Annotated in this window: 22 protein-coding genes; 11 read left to right on the top strand and 11 right to left on the bottom strand. The window is 66.2% G+C overall.

Going from position 1 to position 18,904, the window contains the following annotated elements:
- The first annotated feature begins 124 nt into the window (after window positions 1–124).
- On the top strand, window positions 125–529 hold the full coding sequence (locus DJ018_RS00470; RefSeq protein WP_165842758.1) for a helix-turn-helix domain-containing protein: 405 nt from the start codon (window positions 125–127) through the stop codon (window positions 527–529).
- On the opposite strand, the gene purB is transcribed toward DJ018_RS00470, so the two are convergent.
- From purB to DJ018_RS00455, 3 genes are all read right to left on the bottom strand, one after another.
- The gene (purB, locus tag DJ018_RS00465; RefSeq protein WP_111512843.1) at window positions 526–1,830 is read right to left on the bottom strand and encodes an adenylosuccinate lyase; all 1,305 of its coding nucleotides are present in this window, start codon (window positions 1,828–1,830) and stop codon (window positions 526–528) included. The genes DJ018_RS00470 and purB overlap by 4 nt on opposite strands.
- 122 nt (window positions 1,831–1,952) lie before the next feature.
- Complete coding sequence (locus DJ018_RS00460; RefSeq protein ID WP_240609420.1) at window positions 1,953–2,627, bottom strand: DUF899 domain-containing protein; 675 nt, start codon at window positions 2,625–2,627, stop codon at window positions 1,953–1,955.
- 203 nt (window positions 2,628–2,830) lie between these two features.
- A complete protein-coding gene (locus DJ018_RS00455; RefSeq protein ID WP_111512842.1) occupies window positions 2,831–4,354 on the bottom strand; it encodes a spinster family MFS transporter in 1,524 nt (507 codons plus the stop codon).
- Between the two features lie 208 nt (window positions 4,355–4,562).
- Between DJ018_RS00455 and DJ018_RS00450 the strand changes: the two genes are divergently transcribed.
- Window positions 4,563–5,879 carry a hemolysin family protein gene (locus DJ018_RS00450; protein WP_205853687.1) on the top strand — a complete coding sequence of 439 codons (1,317 nt, stop codon included), beginning with the start codon at window positions 4,563–4,565 and terminating at the stop codon, window positions 5,877–5,879.
- Between the two features lie 46 nt (window positions 5,880–5,925).
- On the opposite strand, the gene DJ018_RS00445 is transcribed toward DJ018_RS00450, so the two are convergent.
- Window positions 5,926–6,399, bottom strand: coding sequence for an SRPBCC family protein (locus DJ018_RS00445; RefSeq protein ID WP_111512841.1), 474 nt, complete (start codon window positions 6,397–6,399; stop codon window positions 5,926–5,928).
- 34 nt (window positions 6,400–6,433) lie between these two features.
- Window positions 6,434–7,312, bottom strand: a complete 879-nt coding sequence (locus DJ018_RS00440; protein WP_111512840.1) for an SDR family oxidoreductase — start codon at window positions 7,310–7,312, stop codon at window positions 6,434–6,436.
- A 104-nt stretch (window positions 7,313–7,416) separates the two neighbouring features.
- Between DJ018_RS00440 and DJ018_RS00435 the strand changes: the two genes are divergently transcribed.
- A complete protein-coding gene (locus tag DJ018_RS00435) occupies window positions 7,417–8,310 on the top strand; it encodes a LysR family transcriptional regulator (protein ID WP_111512839.1) in 894 nt (297 codons plus the stop codon).
- A gap of 27 nt (window positions 8,311–8,337) precedes the next feature.
- Here DJ018_RS00435 and DJ018_RS00430 read toward each other — a convergent pair whose 3' ends face one another.
- Window positions 8,338–8,832 (bottom strand): GNAT family N-acetyltransferase, encoded by a 495-nt coding sequence (locus tag DJ018_RS00430; protein ID WP_205853686.1) that lies wholly within the window; start codon window positions 8,830–8,832, stop codon window positions 8,338–8,340.
- Between the two features lie 140 nt (window positions 8,833–8,972).
- Complete coding sequence (locus DJ018_RS00425; protein ID WP_133254187.1) at window positions 8,973–9,209, bottom strand: hypothetical protein; 237 nt, start codon at window positions 9,207–9,209, stop codon at window positions 8,973–8,975.
- A 567-nt stretch (window positions 9,210–9,776) separates the two neighbouring features.
- On the opposite strand from DJ018_RS00425, the gene DJ018_RS00420 reads away from it, so the two are divergent.
- Complete coding sequence (locus DJ018_RS00420) at window positions 9,777–12,170, top strand: hybrid sensor histidine kinase/response regulator (protein ID WP_111512837.1); 2,394 nt, start codon at window positions 9,777–9,779, stop codon at window positions 12,168–12,170.
- A gap of 11 nt (window positions 12,171–12,181) precedes the next feature.
- Here DJ018_RS00420 and DJ018_RS00415 read toward each other — a convergent pair whose 3' ends face one another.
- From DJ018_RS00415 to DJ018_RS00400, 4 genes are all read right to left on the bottom strand, one after another.
- Window positions 12,182–14,182 carry a hybrid sensor histidine kinase/response regulator gene (locus DJ018_RS00415; protein ID WP_111512836.1) on the bottom strand — a complete coding sequence of 667 codons (2,001 nt, stop codon included), beginning with the start codon at window positions 14,180–14,182 and terminating at the stop codon, window positions 12,182–12,184.
- Between the two features lie 95 nt (window positions 14,183–14,277).
- The gene (locus DJ018_RS00410; RefSeq protein WP_111512835.1) at window positions 14,278–14,745 is read right to left on the bottom strand and encodes a DUF4126 domain-containing protein; all 468 of its coding nucleotides are present in this window, start codon (window positions 14,743–14,745) and stop codon (window positions 14,278–14,280) included.
- Between the two features lie 78 nt (window positions 14,746–14,823).
- Entirely contained in the window at window positions 14,824–15,177 is a 354-nt protein-coding gene (locus DJ018_RS00405; protein WP_111512834.1) for a DUF1428 domain-containing protein, read from the bottom strand.
- A 121-nt stretch (window positions 15,178–15,298) separates the two neighbouring features.
- The gene (locus DJ018_RS00400; RefSeq protein ID WP_111512833.1) at window positions 15,299–16,180 is read right to left on the bottom strand and encodes an alpha/beta fold hydrolase; all 882 of its coding nucleotides are present in this window, start codon (window positions 16,178–16,180) and stop codon (window positions 15,299–15,301) included.
- Between the two features lie 220 nt (window positions 16,181–16,400).
- On the opposite strand from DJ018_RS00400, the gene DJ018_RS00395 reads away from it, so the two are divergent.
- The 7 genes from DJ018_RS00395 to infA all read left to right on the top strand — a co-directional run bounded on the left by DJ018_RS00395 (window position 16,401) and on the right by infA (window position 18,901).
- A complete protein-coding gene (locus DJ018_RS00395) occupies window positions 16,401–17,024 on the top strand; it encodes a glutathione S-transferase family protein (protein ID WP_111512832.1) in 624 nt (207 codons plus the stop codon).
- A 300-nt stretch (window positions 17,025–17,324) separates the two neighbouring features.
- On the top strand, window positions 17,325–17,534 hold the full coding sequence (locus DJ018_RS00390; RefSeq protein WP_111512831.1) for a cold-shock protein: 210 nt from the start codon (window positions 17,325–17,327) through the stop codon (window positions 17,532–17,534).
- Window positions 17,535–17,585: 51 nt separating this feature from the next.
- Entirely contained in the window at window positions 17,586–17,768 is a 183-nt protein-coding gene (locus DJ018_RS00385) for a hypothetical protein (protein WP_111512830.1), read from the top strand.
- Window positions 17,769–17,834: 66 nt separating this feature from the next.
- Window positions 17,835–18,011: a hypothetical protein gene (locus DJ018_RS19045; protein ID WP_165842757.1), complete on the top strand. Its 177-nt coding sequence runs from the start codon at window positions 17,835–17,837 to the stop codon at window positions 18,009–18,011.
- A 39-nt stretch (window positions 18,012–18,050) separates the two neighbouring features.
- Window positions 18,051–18,245, top strand: coding sequence for a hypothetical protein (locus DJ018_RS00380; RefSeq protein ID WP_111512829.1), 195 nt, complete (start codon window positions 18,051–18,053; stop codon window positions 18,243–18,245).
- On the top strand, window positions 18,242–18,598 hold the full coding sequence (locus DJ018_RS00375) for a DUF6481 family protein (RefSeq protein ID WP_111512828.1): 357 nt from the start codon (window positions 18,242–18,244) through the stop codon (window positions 18,596–18,598). The genes DJ018_RS00380 and DJ018_RS00375 overlap by 4 nt, the downstream gene beginning before the upstream one ends.
- A gap of 30 nt (window positions 18,599–18,628) precedes the next feature.
- Window positions 18,629–18,901, top strand: a complete 273-nt coding sequence (gene infA, locus DJ018_RS00370; protein ID WP_111512827.1) for a translation initiation factor IF-1 — start codon at window positions 18,629–18,631, stop codon at window positions 18,899–18,901.
- Window positions 18,902–18,904 lie beyond the last annotated feature (3 nt).

Below are 18,904 nucleotides of genomic sequence, written 5' to 3'. Positions count from 1 at the left end.
TCAGCGGACCGTCATGACTTCCACGTTGCTGTGAATTGCAATGTCAGTCATCGGGTATGTACGCGAGAGGGGTCCGGCGAGGGGCAGATCAGTCGCCCTGCTCCAGGCGCGTGGCTGCACATCCGTGAATTTCGAGAACGACTTCAGCGAGCAGACGGAAGGCGCCGTGCTGCGAGCAGTCCTCCGCTTTCTGCGGCCGCAGGACCGTCTCGTCGTCAATTCCTTGCGCGAGCTTGGCGCATCGCCGGCGCACGTGCTCGAAGTGCTGGAGAGTGCGTCGCTCAAGCGAGCCGTGATCGAGGTTCTGGGCGCTGGGATCAGCACCGAGCACGATGGTGGCGCAGCGCTCAAGGCAGCGCTTGCCTTGGTTGATCGGCTCGGTTCCGACGAGCCCGCAGCCGGCCGGGCATCGGCCGAGGACATCCAGCGGCTCAAGGCCGCTGGTCGCAGTCAGAAAGAGATCGCGGCCCTTCTTGGCGTCTCGCGGGTGACCGTCTGGCGCAAGCTGAAGGGTGCGCCTGCTTCTTAAGTCTGCTCGCCGAAGACGCGGGCGAAGATCACGTCCACGTTCTTGAAGTGGTAGCCGAGGTCGAACAGCTCCTCGAGCTCAGCGTCCGAGAGGGTGACCTCCTCGTCGGCGTTGAGGAAGTCCAGGAAATTGCCTTCGCCGCGCCACACGCGCATCGCGTTGCGCTGGACTGCGGCGTAGCTCGCCTCGCGCGACAGGCCCTTCTGGGTCAGCGCCAGCAGCACCCGCTGGGAGTGAACCAGGCCGCCGAGACGGTCGAGGTTCTTCTGCATGTTCTCGGGATAGATCAGCAGCCGGTCGACCACGTTCGCCAGGCGGCGCAGGGCGAAGTCGAGGTGGATCGTGGTGTCGGGCGCGATGCCGCGCTCCACGGACGAGTGGCTGATGTCGCGCTCGTGCCAGAGCGCGACGTTTTCGAGCGCCGGCGTGACGGCCGAGCGGACCAGGCGGGCAAGGCCTGTCAGGTTCTCGGTGAGGATCGGGTTGCGCTTGTGCGGCATGGCCGACGAGCCCTTCTGACCCTGTTCGAAGAACTCCTCGGCTTCCAGGACCTCGGTGCGCTGCAGGTGGCGGATCTCCACCGCGAGACGCTCGATCGAGGACGCGACCACCGCCAGAGCGGCGAAATAGGCGGCGTGACGGTCGCGCGGGATCACCTGGGTCGACACCGGCTCGACCGCCAGACCCATCTTCTCGGCGACGTACGCTTCCACCTGAGGGGCCACGTTGGCGAAGGTGCCGACGGCGCCGGAGATCGCGCACGTGGCGATCTCGAATTTGGCCATCGCCAGCCGCTCCTTGGCGCGCTGGAATTCGGCATAGTGGCCGGCGAGCTTGAGACCAAAGGTGGTCGGCTCGGCGTGGATGCCGTGGCTGCGGCCGACAGTCGGCGTCAGCTTGTGCTCAAAGGCGCGCTTCTTCAGCGCGGCGAGCACCAGGTCGACATCCTCGATCAGCAGGTCGGTGGCGCGCGAAAGCTGCACGGCCAGGGTGGTGTCGTTGACGTCCGAGGAGGTCATGCCCTGGTGGAGGAAACGGGCCTCGGGGCCCACGATCTCGGTGACGTGGGTCAGAAAGGCGATGACGTCGTGCTTCACCACGCGCTCGATGTCGTCGATCCGCTCCGGGTCCCACACCGCGTCACGGCCCTTCTCCCAGATCACCCGCGCCGCTTCCTTGGGGATCACGCCGAGTTCGGCCATCGCGTCGGCGGCGTGGGCCTCGATCTCGAACATGATCTTGAAACGGGTCTGGGCGTCCCAGACGGCGGCGGCTTCTTTGCGGGTGTAGCGCGGGATCATGGCGGCGGGTGTGACCGCGCCACCCCGCCGCCGTCAAGTTCTCGCGTGCTAAAACTGCTCGGCGGAGGCGCAGCAGGCGTGACCTGAGGGGGCGCCGTACTCATCGTGGAGCCTGACCCAGCTCATGGTCCCGTGCTCGTTTCGCCCCTTAGGGCAAGATCGAGCCAGTTCATCGCTCCGAGCAGCGACTCCGCCCCGCGGGCGTAGGTGGAATAGGTGTGGAACACCTGTCCGGTTTCGTCGCGGGCGAAGATGCTGACGCCGTGTGCGTCGCCGGCCCATCCAGGGCTCGTGCCGTAGTTGTAGAGCGCCTCGCCGGCCGCGGCCTGTTCTGCCGTGTAGTAGACCCCGAAATCGGCGTTGAAGCTCCCGCCCTCGGAAGACACCCAGGGGAACCGCCACCCCATTCGCCATCTCACCTCGAGGATATCATCGAGCGGAGCGCGGCTTACCGCCACGAAGGCGAGGTCCGCGTTTTCGAAGTGCTGCCGCGCGCCATCGACGTGATCGGCCAGAAAGGCGCAGCCGTGACAGGGCGCTGCGTCTCCCGGCGCGAGCATGAAGTGATAGATGGCCAGCTGGCTCTTGCCCGCGAACAGGGCTCCCAGCCGCTTGGGTCCGTCGATCGTCTGGAAGACATACGGCGTCTCGACTCGCACCCACGGAAGAGCCCGGCGCTGGGCGGCGACGGCGTCCCGCATGCGAGTGAGTTCACGCTCTCGCGCCAGGAGATCGAGACGGGCGGTCAGCCATTCGTCTCGGGAGACGCTCTTGGGCTGAGGAAGGACGGCGTTCAAAGGCGATCCTCCCGCTTGCGCCGCGAACGACGCACAAAGCCGGGGAGAACCAGGCCGGCCAAGCCTCCGGCCGAAGCTGCGCCGAACGCAACTGCGGCGGCGGCGGACATGCACGCGGGACACATGGAGGAGCTCCTCTGATGCAGCGTGCTCAGAGGACGAAAGAGGTGGGGCGGCCCCGACAGCCGCCCCACAATTTTGCGCTACAGGGTTTCGCCGCGGGCGGCCCGGGCGCTCGTCAGCTCGCGGACAATGCCGAAGCTGGCCAGGGCGTAGTGCAGAGCGGCCCACAGATAGATGCAGACGGTGACCAGGATGCCATGGCGAGTCGCGCTGCCCACTGCCGTCTTGCAGAGGGCGGCCGCCTCCGCGCTTGCGCCAGCGGGAGCCAGGCCGCCCGGGCACGCGGCCTTGAAGCTGGCGAGGTCGGCGCTGAACAGGCCCCCAAGCGCGGCGAAGGCGCCTTGGCCTGGGTGGGACCAGTGGAAAGCCGCCATGTGGTCGATCACCCAGCCGGTGAAGGGCGGGCCCCCGCCCAGGCCGATCAAGTTGAGGAAGAAGAACAGGATCGCGGTCGCCGTCGCCCGGCGACGCACGTCGACCATGTTCTGGATCACGCCAAAGGTCGGCGCCAGATAGCTGTAGTGCAGCACGCCCGGCACGAGCAGCCATAGGGCGGTGGCCTGCCAGCTCTGCTGATTGAAGGCGATCAGGTAAAGCGGCGCCGACAGTCCCAGGCCGATGGCGGGGGTGAGCGCGTACCAGCGCACCGAGCGGCGCGCCAGCCGGTCGGACAGGAACCCGCCTCCGAGGGTGCCGAGCCCCGCAGCAACGCCGCTGATCAGCCCGACGACAAGGCCCACCTGGGCGAGGCCGATGCCGAAGTTGCGGATGAAGTGCGGCGGCGTGAAGTGCCCGGAGCCATAGGAGGCGAAGGACGCCAGCGTCACGCCTAGAACCACGTGAAGGACGGCGGGTTTGCCAAACAGGATCTTGGTGACCGCCCAGATCTCGGAGAACTCGCCGGCCAGGCCCTTGCTGGCGGGCGCGCTTGGCGCCTCCGCCGCGGGCGCAGCAGTGCGAGGAGCGTCGGAATGGCCGCGCGGCGGCTCCTTCATCAGGAGCTTGATCAGAATAGCAATCAGGATGCCGGGCAAGCCGACGATCATGAAGGCCACGCGCCAGGAGAAGTTCTGGGCCAGCCAGCCCCCGACGACAGCGCCGAACATGGTGCCGAGCGGAATGCCAAACGAATAGACCGCAAGGGCCGAGGCCCGCTTCTTAGGCTCGAAGTAGTCGCTGATCAGCGAGTGGGCGGGCGGCGAGCAACCGGCCTCACCGACACCAACGCCGAAACGGTAGAGTGCGAGTTGCACAAAGGACGTCGCCGTTCCGCAAAGGGCCGTGAAGCCCGACCAGATGACGATCGAGGCCGCGATGATGTTCACGCGCGAATAGCGCTCCGCCAGCCGCGCAATGGGGATGCCTAGCAGTGTATAGAGCAGGGCGAAGTAGAGGCCGCCAAGGAGGCCAAGCTGCGTGTCGTCGATCTTCAGGTCAACTTTGATCGCCTGGCCGATCGTGGCGATGATCGTCCGATCGATGAAGTTGAAGGTGTAGGCCGCCAGCAGCAGCCCCAGCACCATCCGCTTGTAACCGTCGGTGTAGCGCGCTGCCGGGAGATCGCCCGTCCTTGCGCCGCCTGCGTCAGAACCCTGGATCGCCATCCGCGCTTCCTCCCGATTCGACCTTTATCGCCCGGCGACGCTGTCGAACGGACGTTTGAATTGAGGTGAGGTTAGGCCGGACCTGTCCGCAGGGGAAGGGCCTCGAGATCTGGTCTCGTTGCCCGTTCTCATTGGGGGTCGCCATGACGGCGGCGGAGCCTTAATCTGAGGCGGGCTCTACCTGTGGCCCGTGATCGTTCCCGGAAACATGATCCTCCTCGCCTCGGCCGTCGTCCTCCTGCTGGTGGTTCTGAACGGCCTGTTCGCCATGTCCGAGCTGGCCGTGGTGTCCTCGCGGAAAGCCAAGCTGCAAACCCAAGCCGAGCGTGGCGACAAGGGTGCGGCCGCCGCCCTCCGGCTTTCGGAAGATCCCACACGCTTTTTGTCGGCGGTGCAGGTCGGCATCACCCTGATCGGCATCCTGGCCGGCGCCTACGGTCAGGCGACGATCGCGGGCGAGCTGGACGTCCTGCTCAAGACCCAGTTCCCCGCTATCGCTGCGTACTCCGACAACATCTCCACGGCGGTGGTCGTGGTGTTGCTCACCTATTTTTCGCTGATCCTAGGCGAGCTTGTTCCCAAGCGCTTGGCGTTGATCCACCCCGAGGCGATCGCCTCGACGGTGGCGCTTCCGCTTTCGGTCATGGCCCGCCTGATGGGGCCCTTCGTGACCCTGCTCACCCTCTCGACGGCCGGGGTGCTGCGCGCGCTGCGGATCCGCGACAGCGACGGCAGCACGGTCACGCAGGAGGAAGTGGAGACTGTGCTGGCCGAAGGCACCGGCGCTGGCGTGATCGAGCCGCAGGAGCGGGCGATGATGCACGAGGTGATGCGCCTGGGCGATCGGCCCGTGCGGGTGGCCATGACGCCCCGCAAGGACGTCTTCTGGGTCTCGCTGGACGATCCCGAGGACGTGGTCCGCAACGAGGTCATGGCCTGTCCCTATTCGCGGTTCGTGCTGGCGAAGGGCGAGGACTTCGACAGCCCGCTCGGCGTCGTGCACAAGCGCGACGTGGCCGACGCGCTGCTGGCGGGCCTGCCGCTGGACCTCACGGCCATGGCCAAGGACCCTCTCTACATCCCGGAGACCACGTCGCTGCTGATGGCGCTGGAGCAGTTCAAGTCGTCCCAGCTGCACATGGCTTTCGTGATCGACGAGTTCGGCGGGCTCGAAGGGGTGATCACCCCGACCGATCTGCTGGAGATGATCGCCGGCGACCTGCCGGAGAGCCACGATGCGCCGTCCGCGGCCATACTTCTGCGTGACGACGGCTCCTTCCTGGTGGACGGCCGGGTCGATGCGGTCGAGCTGGGCGACCGGCTCGGCGAGACCTTCGAGGTGGGCTCGTTCCACACGGCCGCAGGTCTGGTGCTGAACCACATGGGCCGCTTCCCCAAGGAAGGGGAGAAGCTGCGCATCGGCCGCTACGAGATCGAGATCATCGACATGGACGAGCGCAAGATCGACAAGCTGCTCTTCCGGCGGATCGACGAGCCGGAAGCGCCAGGCGCCGCCCGGAGCTGATCGCCCGGGCGACGCGGCAGGTTGCAACCGGACCTTTCGAGAGCGATCAGAGCCGACCCTGCGCGACCAGTTCGCGAGTGCGCTTGAGCGTCGAATGCAGGGCCGCCCTGTAGCCGTTCTCGCTGTCGAACTGGGTCTGCTCGGCCTGTTCCTCGGCGCTGCCCGGCGCTTTGCCGCGCAGGCCGAGGTAGCAGTAGAAGCGAAGCTGAAGCGCGCCGCTCTCGTCGTCGAACAGCTCGTTGATGATCGCCCCTTCTCGCGGGCCGGAAGCCTGGAAGAACGTCACCTTGCTCTGCGGCTCGAGGGTGATGATCTCGCTGAGGTCCGCGCCGGCGATGGTGGCTTCCCGCACGAAGTGGGTGGCGCTTTCCTCCACGACTTCACAGCGGGTGCAGACGCCCGGCGGCAGGAAGAGGCGGGCGTCACGCGCCTTCAGCTCCAGGCCGGCCCACACCTGGTCGCGGCTCAGAGGCGGCTCGCCCTCCGGGTTCACCGGGACGGTGGCGGTCGAAAAGATCACGGTGTTGCTCCTTGTTTGAGGGCGGGTGGGGCGCTCACGCCGTCTTGGCGTCAGCGGCGAGCTGGACTGCGAAGTCCCGGTAGGTGTGCAGCGGACGCCCCAGGAGCGTGGTCAGGCGGTCCACGTCGCCCACCTCAGGAACCATGCCGTCGCTCACCCAGCGCTCGGCCATCAGTCGCATCTCGTAGGCCATCCACTTGGGCATGAAGTTCGCCGAGTTTTGCTCGAAACCGCTCGGATCATCGCCGCCGTAAGTGACCGTCCGCCCGAGCACCTCTGTCCAGATAGTGGCCAGATCCGAACCGGTGAGCGTGTCGGGACCCACCAGGTTGATGGTCTCGACCGGCAGCTTGCCAGGCGCTTGGTCGCGACGGATCAGCTCGATCGCCGCGACTTCGGCGATGTCGCGCGCGTCCACCATGGCCACGCCCTTGCCGCCAATCGGCATGGGGTAGAGCCCGTAGTTCAGGATGACGTCTTTGATCATCAGCTCATTGTCGATGAAGTAGGCGGGGCGCAGGATGGTGGCGCTGAAGTCCATCTGCTGCAGCATCCGCTCGGCGCCTGATTTGACGGCGAAGTGCGGCACGTTCACGAACCGCTCGGCGTGGATCACAGACAGGTAGACGACCCGGTCGACGCCCATTTCGCGGGCGATGTTCAGGGTGACCAGCGCCTGGGTGAATTCATCACCCGAGACAGCGTTGAGCAGGAACAAGCTGCTGACGCCGGTGAAGGCGGTGCGCAGGGCCTCGATGTCGAGCAGGTCGCCCTTGAATACTTCGACGGTGGCTGGAAATTCGGCCTTGGCAGGATCACGGACGAGGACGCGGACCTGGGCGCCGCGTGCGACGAGTTGCTGGACGACGTGGCGGCCAACGCGGCCGGTGGCGCCGGTGACGAGGATGGTCATGGAATTCACTCCGGTGAAGGTCAGAAGACATCCGGAGAAATGGCTGATCCACAGGCGTGCCAGAAGACGGCATAAATGGACAGACCGTCTCGCTGGTGGAACAGATGGACCTGCTCGCTCTTGCAGATTTCAACCTCGTGGCTCGTTACGGTGGGTTCGGACGAGCTGCGCGCGCGGCCGGGCGACCGAAAGCGACGCTTTCGCGGCGCGTCGCCGAGCTGGAGGCGAGTCTTGATCTTCGTCTGTTCGAGCGCGGCGGCCGGGATCTGAAGTTGACGGAGGAGGGGCGGGCGCTGTTCGAGCGCACGGGAGCTCTGCTGATCGAACTCGAAGAGGCGGCGGCCGCAATCGCCTCCGGGGGAGAGCGGCCGCGGGGGCGATTACGGATCAGCGCGCCGCTGCTGTTCTCCCAGACCGCCATGGGGAAGCTCGCAGCCGACTTCGCCTTGAAATTCCCCGCTGTGCGCCTGGAGGTCACGACGGACGATCGGCCCGTGGATCCTGTGGAGGAGGGTTACGACCTGGTGATCCGGGTGAATCCCAGTCGCGACGAGACCCTGGTGGGGCGGGTCTTCCTCCGGGACCGTCTAGTGGTGGTGGCGAGCCCGTCTGTAGCCCGGCCGTCCAACGGCCAAGTCGTTCCTGCGGTGGTGCGAACGGCGGCCGAGCAGGCGCCCGCTTGGGCCGTAAGGAGTCCGCAGGGGCCCGCATCGATCGCTGTCGAGCCTGTCCTGCAGTTTTCGTCGTTGATCATGGTGCGAGACGCGGTCCTCGCGGGCGTCGGCGCTGCGCGGCTCCCCGTGTCGCTGGTCAGCCGTGACCTCGGCAGCGGCCGCCTCGTCCATTGGGGCGATGTCGAGGGGGCTGAGATCGCGCTGTGGGCGCTCTATCCTTCCAAGCGGCTGCTCAGTGCGCGGGTGTCCGCTTTCCTGGACCATCTCAAGGAAGCCTTCCCGCAGGGCGACCCCAGCGAGCTGGCGCGCTATCTGGAAAGCTGAGCTGCCGCTCCGGCAGATGTTTGTCGGTCAGGCATCGGCGCGGCTTTCGTCAGCTGGAAGCGCAATGCGCCGGGTCATCCAGCGCGCCTGCGGCCCGTAGCCTGCGACCTTTGCCGCGAGGTGAGGCGGCGCGATGGAATCTGCGAACCCCAGTCGTCGCCAGTAAGGCGCGGCGCCCTCCACGGCGATCAGTTCGGCGACGGCCAGCCCGTCGCGAGCTGCAAGGTCGAAAGCGCGCGAGATAAGGATGCGACCGAGGCCGAGCCCTCGCTCAGGCGTCGAGATGGCAAGGTCATGGATGAACAGGATCTCGCTCGGCGCCTCCCGCGCGAGCACCGTGCCGACCGGAGGCGGAGCCTCGCTCGGCCATCCATGGGCGAGCAGATAGCCGACCAGGGCGCCGTCCCGTGTCGCCGCCAGGCAGTAGGGCGCGGCCACGTCAAGCCGGCTGGCGAACGCCGGCTCGTCTTCGAGCAGGAACGTTGGGTAGATCGCAGCTTGAATCTCGAGAGCGGCCGGCAAGTCGGCAGCTTGCAACGGCCTGACGCGAACGTTTGCGCAATCTTGGGTCATGGAGTCCGGCTCGGTCGGCCAGCCGCCCTTCTGGCTGACCCAAACATCCACGGCTTATCGTGAGCCAGTCAGCTTCGGCAACGTGATGGTCAGGTCAGATTGAGCGCCAGGTCGGCGCTGCGAGACGGCCCCTTGTAGGTGACGCTGAGGTCAGCGCGAATGGCGCGCTCCATCAGCGCTGTCACCTCTTTCGCTTTGACGGAGCTCGGCAGCTTGATCGTCGCTGTGGCCTTACCGGCTGCGCCCGAGCCGAAGCTTCGGACTGTACGATGCCGGCTGGCATGGTCCGCGACGAAGGCGCTTACGGCCGGGGCGGCGCCACTCACTGTCAGCTCCGCCTGCGTGCTCGAAGTCGTGACGGAGCAGCCGCCAAGGAGCGCGGTGGCGGCAGCGGCTGCGTACACGCGACTTTTCAAGCGACGCCTCCAAGTTCCACCACCTCCACTCCCACGGGTGACAATCAGAGTCCACAACTCGCGGCGGTCGAGCTTCCGCGTCGAGCGCGACGTGCGGCCACCGTCGCCTGGTTCGACAGGCGAGAGCACACACTTGCAGAGAGGCTGCAGTTCCAATCACGCGAGCAGATCCGAAGAGGGTGAAAGCATCCGGACGAGCATCTGGCGAAGCTCCATGTCGGCTTGGCCGCATCTCGCGTGTCCACTCGAGGATGAAACCCTTAGTGGCGGAGACGATCATCTATGTTCCGATCCGGTATGCCGGGGTTTACCTCGTTTATTATTTCACCTGAAATGCGGAATGATCTGAACGACGCCTGATGCTGGCGCTCGTTTTTCTGCATTGCCGCTTGCTCGATCTGCGAAATGCGCCAAATAGCAAGCTAACAGTTGCGCGTGGCGCTCGCTTATCGGCGAACGCCCAACCTCAAGAGCTCGATGCAGACCGAAGAAGAAGGCTTCCTGGCGTCTCTCACTGAGGATGCGCGCTATCGCATGCTCATCGACGCAATCACCGACTACGCAATCTACATGCTGGATCGGCAGGGTCGGGTCTCGAGCTGGAACCCCGGCGCTGCGCGCTTCAAGGGTTACGACGCCGGCGAGATCATCGGGGAGCACTTCTCAAGGTTCTACACCGAGGAGGAACGCGCGGCAGGCGTGCCGGCGCTCGCTCTGGAGCTCGCTGAAAAGGAGGGGCGATTTGAGCGCGAAGGCTGGCGCCTGCGCAAGGATGGCAGCCGGTTCTGGGCTCACGTCGTCATCGATCCGATCCGATCGCCTACGGGCGAGCTCGTCGGTTTCGCCAAGATAACTCGCGACCTGACGGAGCGTCGCCAGTCCGAGGAGGCCCTGCGGCGAACGCAAGAGCAGTTCCGCCTGCTCGTGCAGGGGGTCAACGACTACGCGATCTACATGCTGGATCGCGAAGGCAAGGTGGCGAGCTGGAACGCCGGCGCTCAGCGCATCAAGGGCTACACGCCCGACGAGATCATCGGCCATCACTTCAGCCGCTTCTACACCGAGCGCGAGCGCGAGATCGGCACGCCGACTCGGGGCTTGGCGACGGCGCTGCGTGAGGGCCACTGGGAAGCCGAAGGGCTGCGCGTGCGCAAGGACGGCAGCACCTTCTGGGCTCATGTGGTGATCGACGCCATCCGCGACGACGCGGGGGAGGTGATCGGTTTCGCCAAGGTGACTCGCGACATAACCGAGCGAAAAGAGGCGGAGCGTCAGCTTCAGGAAGCGCAGGCGGCTCTGGTGCGCTCCCAGAAGATGGATGCGCTGGGCCAGCTGACCGGGGGCGTGGCGCACGACTTCAACAATCTGCTCCAGGTCATCGCCGGCAACCTTCAGCTGCTGTCGCGCGACATTGCGGGCAATCCTCGGGCCGAGACACGGGTGCAGAACGCCCTCGCCGGTGTGGCGCGCGGCGCCAAGCTTGCGCAGCAACTGCTGGCGTTCGGTCGGCGGCAGCCGCTGGAGCCGAAGGTCGTCAGCATCGGCCGCTTCATCAAGGGCATGGACGACATGCTTCGCCGCACCCTCGGCTCCGAGATCGAGGTGGAGACGGTCATCTCCGGCGGCCTTTGGAACACGATGGTGGACCCGGGCCAGATCGAGAACGCGCTGCTGAACCTCGCCATCAACGCCCGTGACGCGATGAACGGGCATGGCAAGCTCACCATCGAGGCGGGCAACGCCCTGCTGGACGACGTCTATGCGCGGCAGCATGACGACGTGAAGCCCGGCCAATACGTCCTGCTGGCGGTCACCGACACCGGCCACGGCATGCCAGCTGAGATCCTGGACAAGGTCTTCGACCCGTTCTTCAGCACGAAGCCCGAAGGGAAGGGGACCGGACTGGGCCTGTCCATGGTCTACGGCCTGGTCAAGCAGTCCGGCGGCCACATCAAGATCTACAGCGAGGTCGGTCAGGGGACGACCGTGAAGATCTACCTGCCGCGCGTGATGGAGGCGGAGGACGTCGTCACGGCCGAAGCCGACGGACCGGTCCGGGGCGGCGACGAGACTGTCCTCGTCGTGGAGGACGACGAAGACGTTCGGGAGGCCGCCGTGGCGCTCCTTACCGAGCTCGGCTACCGCGTGTTCAAGGCCAGGGACGCCGCGAGCGCCATGGGCGTCGTTGAAAGCGGCCTGCCCATCGATCTACTGTTCACCGATGTGGTCATGCCGGGTCCCCTGCGCAGCCCGGAGCTTGCGCGAAGAGCCAAGGAACGGCTGCCGCAGCTCGCAGTGCTTTTCACCTCCGGCTACACCGAAAACGCTATCGTACATGGCGGGCGGTTGGACCCGGGCGTCGAGCTCCTTGGAAAGCCGTACAGCCGCGAACAGCTCGCCCGGAAGGTGCGCCACGTGCTCGGCAACGCTGCCCAACAGCGCGTGGCTGAACAGCAACGGGCCGAGAAGGGCACGCCGCGCTGGCCACACCCGCCTTCTCCGGCCGGTCAAACCATCTTGGTGGTGGAGGACGATGACCTGATCCGCTCCAGCACGGCGGACATGCTGACTCAGGCTGGCCACGTGGTGGTGGAAGCAGCCGACGCTCCGTCGGCGCTCAAGGCGCTGGACGCTTGCCGGGCGGACATCCTGCTCACGGACGTTGGGCTGCCGAACGTGTCCGGCGTCGCCCTGGCGCGCGAAGCACGGGCGCGCATGCCCGCCCTGCAGATCATCCTGGCGACAGGCGACGATGCCGCCGCACCCGACGCGAAAGAGCTCGGCGGCGTGCTGCTTCTCAAGCCTTACAGCGCCGACGACCTGCTGCAGGCTGTGGTGGGCCTGGTGGGAGCGCCGGCGCCTGCTCGCTGATCGGCGCCGGCTTAGCGCTCCGCCTCCGTCGGTGGACTGCTCACGCGGCCGATCGCGCGCCTCAACACCCGGGTAAGATCGTCGATCGAGTAGGGCTTTTGCAGGAGTTCGAAGCCATGGCGGCCTTCCTGCGCCAGCACGTGGCTGTACCCGCTGGTCAGGATGACCGGCAGGCCGGGTTCGCGGCGAGCGATCTCGCGTCCCAGGTCAACGCCGTTCATCCCCGGCATGACGACATCTGAGAACACCGCGGCGTAGCGGCCCTTGTTCTCCTCCAGCAGCCGAAGCGCAGCGGCGGCGTTTGCGGCCCAGGTCGTTTCAAAGCCGAGTTCCGCCAGCAGCTGGCTGGAAAAGGCGCCGACCTGCTCGTTGTCTTCGACCACCAGGACGTGCCCGCGTCCCAAGCCCCCGTCGGACTCGTGGCCCTCCTCTTGAGCGGCCTCCTGGGCCGCGGCGACGCGAGGTAGGTACATGCGGAAAGTGGCGCCGGCGCCGGGCTGGCTTTCAGCCGAGATCTCGCCCCCTGATTGCTTGGCGAAGCCGTAGACCTGGGACAAACCCAGGCCTGTGCCTTTCCCCACCTCCTTGGTGGTGAAGAAGGGCTCGAAGATCTGCGCAAGCTGTTCCGGCGGGATCCCGACGCCGGTGTCAGTGACCGTGATCTCCACGAAATCCCCGTGCGCCGCACGGTGGCCGCGAACCCGCGGGACGGAAGTGGCGGGAGCGACAGCGATGGTCAGCTCGCCCGCGCCGTCCATCGCGTCCCGGGCGTTCACCGCCATGTTGACGATGGCCGTGTCGAACTGGGTGGGGTCGGCTTCAACATAGCAGACTTCGCAGTCCGTCTTGGTGGTGAGCACGATGCGCGAGCCGACCACCGTGGCGAGCATGTCTCGGATCGCATCCACTCGGTGGCCGACGCTGAACACCACGGGGCGCAGGGCTTGGCGGCGTGAGAACGCGAGGAGTTGGCTGGTCAGCTTCGCAGCGCGTTCGGCCGTCTCGGCGATCGCCTCGACGTAGCGCGCGCGCCGTTCTGGCGGGATGTCGGGGCGGCGCAACATCTCGGCCGAGCCGCGGATCACCGTCAGAAGGTTGTTGAAGTCGTGTGCGACGCCCCCGGTGAGCTGACCAATGGCTTCGAGCTTTTGGCTCTGGCGCAAGGCCGCTTCGGTCTGCATGCGGCCGGACACTTCGTCCATCACACGCCGTTCGAGCGTCTCGTTAAGGCGACGCAGCTCCGCCTCAGCTTCCTTGCGCTCGGTGATGTCGAGTACGAATTCGACGACTTCATCCTGGCTGACCCGGCGAGGCGCGAAGAGCCCCCACCAACGGCGGCCGTTCTTGCCGAAGTACTGCTTCTCGTACGGGATCGCTTCGCCCACCGTGTTGACCTGTTCGACCGCGCGCTCGCTGTCGGACCAGAACTCCGGCGGGGTGAGCTCCTGCCACGTCTTGCCTAGGGCTTCCTCCCGGGAAAAGCCGCTCATGTTGAGGAAGGCGTCGTTGACCTGTGTCAGGCCGAAATTAGCGCCCCAGTAGATGATCCCGACCGTTTTGATGGCCAGAGCGCCTTGCAGGCGCTGCTCGGCCAGGTGGCGCTCGGTGATGTCGTTGCCGTCGACGAAGACGCCGGCTACGGCGCCGTTCGCGTCTGTGATCGGCTGCAGCACAACATCCAAGATCCGCTCGCCGGCGGGCAGCTCAGGCGTCTGCGGCACGGGCATCCGGGCGGCGGGGAAGTGACTGGCTTCACCCGATCGATAGGCGCGGTCGAGCGCCTGAACCGCCAGCTGGGCGAGCTCGGGCGGAAGCGCCTCACTGGCCGTCAGACCGACCAGGTCCTTGCGCCCCAGCAGCCGCTGGAAGGCGCGATTGGCGAGCACGATGCGGTGGCTGGGCTCACGCAACAGCGCCATAAAGGAAGGCGCCTGCTCAAACATCTCAGCGAGACGCTGACGTTCATCATCCGGACGCGCCGCCGGCGGCGCAGAAGAGGTGACATCGTTCATTCTGCGGAAACAACGCGCCCAGACCGGGTTGGCGCCAGCGAGCAGGCCGAGTTCAGCTCAGCGGCGCAGCTTGGGGCCTCCGCGACGCCTGATCGTCAGGCGCGGGCGGGCATACGAGGCGAGCTGCCGACCACCAGGGTTGCGGCAGCCAACGTGAGGGCGTCTTCCACAACGCCCGTTGAAGTCTGGCCGTAGCGACGCAGGCACGCCATGCGCGCCTTCCACGTCACGTATGAGGAGGCCACCGAGGCCGCCGCGGCCAGCGCCATGGCCGCTCCACGCTCTCGCCGTGGCGACAGGGCGGCTGCGGCGAACGACGCCGTGATGACGCGCGCTGCGATGCCGAGCGGCACGATCCGGTCGGGCGCCTTCTCCCACTTGTCGCCAACGACCTCGCCCACCGCCATGGCCGCCATGCCGACTGACGCCAGTGGCGTATCGAGGATCGCCGGCGCGCCGTTGTCGGCGGGCAGCCGACCGCGCCGCAGGGCGGCGATCGTCACCGCCAGCGGGGTCATGGACCGGGCTCCCGAGACAAGGCCGATGAGCAGGGCGCGCAGCATGAGCGGTTTTCCTGACGTTGGAAGGTCAGGTGCTAGAACGCGTCAGATGCGCGGGGTTCCCGGTCTGGCTGGTACGGCCTACTCGTCGAGCAAGGTGGCGAACCCGCCGAAGATCATCCGGCTGCCATCGAAGGGCATGCTGTCCATCATGTTTCGCATGCGCGGGTCGCTCATCATTCTTTCGTTCGCCGCGTCGCGGACCTCCTTGCTGGGGTACTCGATCCAGCTGAGCACGACGACCTCGCCCTCCTGTGCTTTCACCGCGCCGCGGAAATCGGTGACCTTTCCGTCGGGGATGTCATCACCCCAGCACTCCACGAAGCGGGTCGCGCCGAACTCTCGGAACAGGGGCGCGGCCGCGGCCGCGTGGCGGCGGTACTCCTCCTTGTTGGCGGCGGGAACAGCTGTGACGAAACCTTCCACATAGCCCATGGCGAACTCCTTTGCTGCGAGGTGGCGCACAACGAGGACGGATGAAGCGGGCCGTGGCCGACACCCGGCGACACTGGGCGGACGCCATTCGACGTCCGCCCCTTCGCCCCTGCGACGAAGCCTAGACCGGCTCGGACAGGCGCTGGCGATCGCCTGCGGGAAGCTCGGTCTCCGTCAGCGGCTCGCCGCGAAGGAAGGCCAGGATGTCAGCGTTGATCACGTCGGCGTGCGTGGTGGCCATACCGTGGGGCAGGCCGGGGTAAACCTTGAGCGTGCCTTGGAGCAGCAGATCTATGGTCTTCAGCGCCGAGGCGGCGATCGGCACGATCTGATCGTCGTCGCCGTGCAGCACCAGAACAGGGATGTCGATGGTCTTCAGATCCGCTGTGAAGTCGGTCTCCGAGAAGGCCTTGATGCAGTCGTAGTGGGCTTTGACGCCGCCCATCATTCCCTGCAGCCACCACTTGTCCTTCAAACCCTGGCTGACATGGCTGTCCGGCCGGTTGGCTCCGTAGAAGGGTTCGGGCACCTGGCGGAACATCTCCGAACGGTCGGCGAGCAGGCTGGCGCGAAAACCATCGAATGTTTCCAACGGCGTGCCTTCGGGGTTGGCGTCGGTCCGCAGCATCAGCGGCGGAACGGCGCCGATCAGCACCGCCTTGGCTGCGCGCGAGGTTCCATGACGCGCCAGATAGCGGGTGACCTCTCCGCCGCCTGTGGAGTGGCCGATGTGGACGGCGTCCCGCAGATCCAACGCCTGCACCAGCGCGGCGAGATCGTCGGCATAGGTGTCCATCTCGTTCCCCTCCCAGGTTTGGGAGGAGCGACCGTGACCCCGCCGGTCATGTGCGATCACCCGGTAGCCCCGGGCGCCGAAGAACATCATCTGGGCGTCCCAGTCGTCGGCGGTGAGCGGCCAGCCGTGGCTGAAGACGATCGGTTGGCCCGAGCCCCAGTCCTTGAAGAAGATCTGCGCGCCGTCCTTGGTGGTGATCGTGCCCATGGATCGCTCCTTTTGTGCTGGGCGGGGGGAAGCCTCGTGCGATCGCCGGATCGGCAGGACCCGGCGCCAGATGGAACAGATCAGGCGCAACCCTACGCCGAAGACGATGTCGGGAAAGCGACAAGCCGGCTGGGTCGCGAGGTTGTGAGCGGGGCTGGACGCAGGCGCCTCGCGCAGGTCATTAGGCGGTCCGGATCACACTGTTTTGGAGGCGCTCGCCATGGAACTCGTCATCGGCACCAAGAAGTGGTCGACCTGGTCGCTGCGGCCCTGGCTGGCGCTCAAGAAAACCGGCGCGCCTTTCACCGAGCGTCTGATCCAGCTCCGGCAAGGCAGCGGAACAGAGCAGGCGATTTCGCCCCACTCTCCGTCCGGCCTCGTGCCGGCCCTGCATGACGGCGACCTGGTGGTCTGGGACAGCCTTGCGATCTGCGAATATCTGGCTGAGAAGTTTCCCGAGGCCGGTCTCTGGCCTGCCGACCCTGCCGCCCGGGCCCAGGCGCGCAGCGCGGCGGCGGAAATGCACTCCGGATTTTCGTCTCTGCGCGGCGAGTGCCCCATGGACCTTGCGGCCGAACCGCGCGTCGTCGATCTCTCCGACGCCACCCACAAGGATATCCGCCGGATCGTGGCGCTCTGGAACCAGATGCTGACGCGTTGGGGCGGACCGTACCTTGCGGGCGCCGAGTACGGCATCGTCGATGCCTTCTTCACACCCGTGGCCACGCGCTTCCGCACCTATGGAGTGGTGCTGTCGAGCTTCGGCGACACGGGGCCGGCGGGCGCCTATGCCGAGCGTCTGTTGGAGCGTCCGGAATTCTTGGCCTGGCAGGCGGATATCTGAAGACGAGGCTCCGCGCCGGTTCTGACCGGCGCGTCAACCTGCTGCGGCCTTGCAAGTCAAACGCGGCGGCACGGCCGTCATACACTGCCGTGGAGGCGAGACATCCTTGAATAATTCAGATCAAGGTTGAAATTCCGCTCTGTCGCACCCATAATAGAGCCTATCAAATCTCGCTTTGGCTCGATCCTAGCAGAGCTGACGCCAAGACCACTTGGACGTCAGCGCTTCGCGACCCGCTCCGAAAATTTGATCTCCACGCTCGTTCCGGGCGCGAGAACTTTTGTCCGGAAGGGACGACCAATGCAAAACGGCACAGTGAAGTGGTTCAACGGCCAAAAAGGCTTCGGCTTTATCCAGCCTAATGATGGCGGCGCCGATGTGTTCGTGCACATCTCGGCGGTGGAGCGGGCCGGCATGACCGACCTGCGCGAAGGCCAGAAGATCGGCTTTGAGCTGGAACGCGACGCCCGCAGCGGCAAGGTCGCGGCGGCGCAACTGCAGGCCAGCTGATCTCAATGGGCGCAGGGTCGATCTGCGTCCGCATGGCTTCGGAGGCCGCTGATGGCCGGCCACTACGACATTCGCCGCGATCGCACCGGCTGGACGGTCTTCGACCGCTGGACCGGGATGACCGTGATCCTCGATTGGGCCGAGAAGTCCGGGATGAGCCATCCCGAAGCCAAAGTGCTAGCCGCCGCGTTGAACAGACGCGGGTCGGCCGGCGACCGGAGCATCCTGCAATGACCCGGGCCGATGCTTACCTAGAGACGACAACTTGCTTCGGCCGCCGCGGCGGCCATGGACGAACGAATGGAATTGCTCACTAACCCGCAGCAGCTGCTGCGGGACCTGCTCGCCCGGAACCCTCACGCGTCCCTGCATGAGATCCGAACATCCCATCCGGCCTTCGGCGGGATGTCACTTGACCACCTCTCCCTGCGTCTGAACCGGCTGATCGACAGCGCGGCGGACGGCGGGGCGAAGTGAACGCCCGACTGTAGCGGGTACGCCTTGAAGGAGGCCGCCATGACGACCCAGAAGTCCGAGATCCGGGCCCTGCAATACCGCACTCTGGCCCAGCAAGCCTCGGCGTTGGCGGACACCTGCGTCCTCGACCGCGCCCGCGAGCAGCACGCCCTGTCCGCCGCACGGTGGACCGAGCTTGCCGATGAGGAAGACCGTCGCACGGTGCGCACGCCTGTTCTGGAGAATGCTCAATGAGGCAGGTTCCCAACACTGCGTTCGGCGACCGGCTGCAGGCTGCGGCGGAAGCGCGCAAGGCGGCGCTGGCCAAGTTCCAGCCCAAACCCTCGGTGAGCAACCCCGAATTCGTCGGTCGCTCCGCCCTGCGGGCTGCCGAACTGGAAGAGGTTCGCAAGGCGCGGACCGAGGCGAAAGCCGCCAAGAAACAGGCTGCGGCGGACGCCGAAGTCGCGGCCGTTCAGGCGCGCGAAGCCGCGGAAGCGGCTAGTCTCGACGCAAAGCGCGGAGAGAGAAAAGAGCGGAAGGCCTTGACCAAAGCCGAAGCCAAGGCGAAGCGGGATGCTCGCTATGCGGCCCGCAAGGCGCGCTGAGACGCCAAACACATCAAACTGGAGAGCCATATGGCGAAAGAAGAACTCGTAGAATTCGACGGCCAGATCATCGAGCTGCTGCCGGAAGGCCGCTTCCGCGTGAAGCTTGAGAACGACCACGAGATCCTGGCGTACACCGCCGGACGGATGAAGAAGAACCGGATCCGCTCCATGGTCGGCGATCGCGTCACCGTCGAGATGACGCCCTACGACATGGATCGCGGTCGGATCACCTACCGGCACAAGCCGGAAGGCGCGCGTACCGGTCCGGCTCCGAACCGTCCGCAATTCCGTCGGCGCTAAGGT

The organism is Phenylobacterium deserti (assembly GCF_003254705.1).
Classification (GTDB): Bacteria; Pseudomonadota; Alphaproteobacteria; order Caulobacterales; family Caulobacteraceae; genus Phenylobacterium; species Phenylobacterium deserti.
The sequence above is the reverse complement of the archived record's forward strand: the minus strand, read 5'-3'. Positions and strand labels throughout refer to the sequence as shown.

Bases quoted from the DNA above. Each gene is read 5' to 3' on its own strand.
- DJ018_RS00420 (WP_111512837.1), top strand. From the start codon at position 9,777: ATGCAGACCGAAGAAGAAGGCTTCCTGGCGTCTCTCACTGAGGATGCG.
- DJ018_RS00395 (WP_111512832.1), top strand. From the start codon at position 16,401: ATGGAACTCGTCATCGGCACCAAGAAGTGGTCGACCTGGTCGCTGCGG.
- DJ018_RS00380 (WP_111512829.1), top strand. From the start codon at position 18,051: ATGACGACCCAGAAGTCCGAGATCCGGGCCCTGCAATACCGCACTCTG.
- DJ018_RS00400 (WP_111512833.1), bottom strand. From the start codon at position 16,180: ATGGGCACGATCACCACCAAGGACGGCGCGCAGATCTTCTTCAAGGAC.
- DJ018_RS00390 (WP_111512831.1), top strand. From the start codon at position 17,325: ATGCAAAACGGCACAGTGAAGTGGTTCAACGGCCAAAAAGGCTTCGGC.
- DJ018_RS00450 (WP_205853687.1), top strand. From the start codon at position 4,563: ATGATCCTCCTCGCCTCGGCCGTCGTCCTCCTGCTGGTGGTTCTGAAC.
- DJ018_RS00375 (WP_111512828.1), top strand. From the start codon at position 18,242: ATGAGGCAGGTTCCCAACACTGCGTTCGGCGACCGGCTGCAGGCTGCG.
- DJ018_RS00415 (WP_111512836.1), bottom strand. From the start codon at position 14,182: ATGAACGATGTCACCTCTTCTGCGCCGCCGGCGGCGCGTCCGGATGAT.
- DJ018_RS00385 (WP_111512830.1), top strand. From the start codon at position 17,586: ATGGCCGGCCACTACGACATTCGCCGCGATCGCACCGGCTGGACGGTC.
- purB (WP_111512843.1), bottom strand. From the start codon at position 1,830: ATGATCCCGCGCTACACCCGCAAAGAAGCCGCCGCCGTCTGGGACGCC.
- DJ018_RS00405 (WP_111512834.1), bottom strand. From the start codon at position 15,177: ATGGGCTATGTGGAAGGTTTCGTCACAGCTGTTCCCGCCGCCAACAAG.
- DJ018_RS00440 (WP_111512840.1), bottom strand. From the start codon at position 7,312: ATGACCATCCTCGTCACCGGCGCCACCGGCCGCGTTGGCCGCCACGTC.
- DJ018_RS19045 (WP_165842757.1), top strand. From the start codon at position 17,835: ATGGAATTGCTCACTAACCCGCAGCAGCTGCTGCGGGACCTGCTCGCC.
- DJ018_RS00435 (WP_111512839.1), top strand. From the start codon at position 7,417: ATGGACCTGCTCGCTCTTGCAGATTTCAACCTCGTGGCTCGTTACGGT.
- infA (WP_111512827.1), top strand. From the start codon at position 18,629: ATGGCGAAAGAAGAACTCGTAGAATTCGACGGCCAGATCATCGAGCTG.
- DJ018_RS00410 (WP_111512835.1), bottom strand. From the start codon at position 14,745: ATGCTGCGCGCCCTGCTCATCGGCCTTGTCTCGGGAGCCCGGTCCATG.
- DJ018_RS00455 (WP_111512842.1), bottom strand. From the start codon at position 4,354: ATGGCGATCCAGGGTTCTGACGCAGGCGGCGCAAGGACGGGCGATCTC.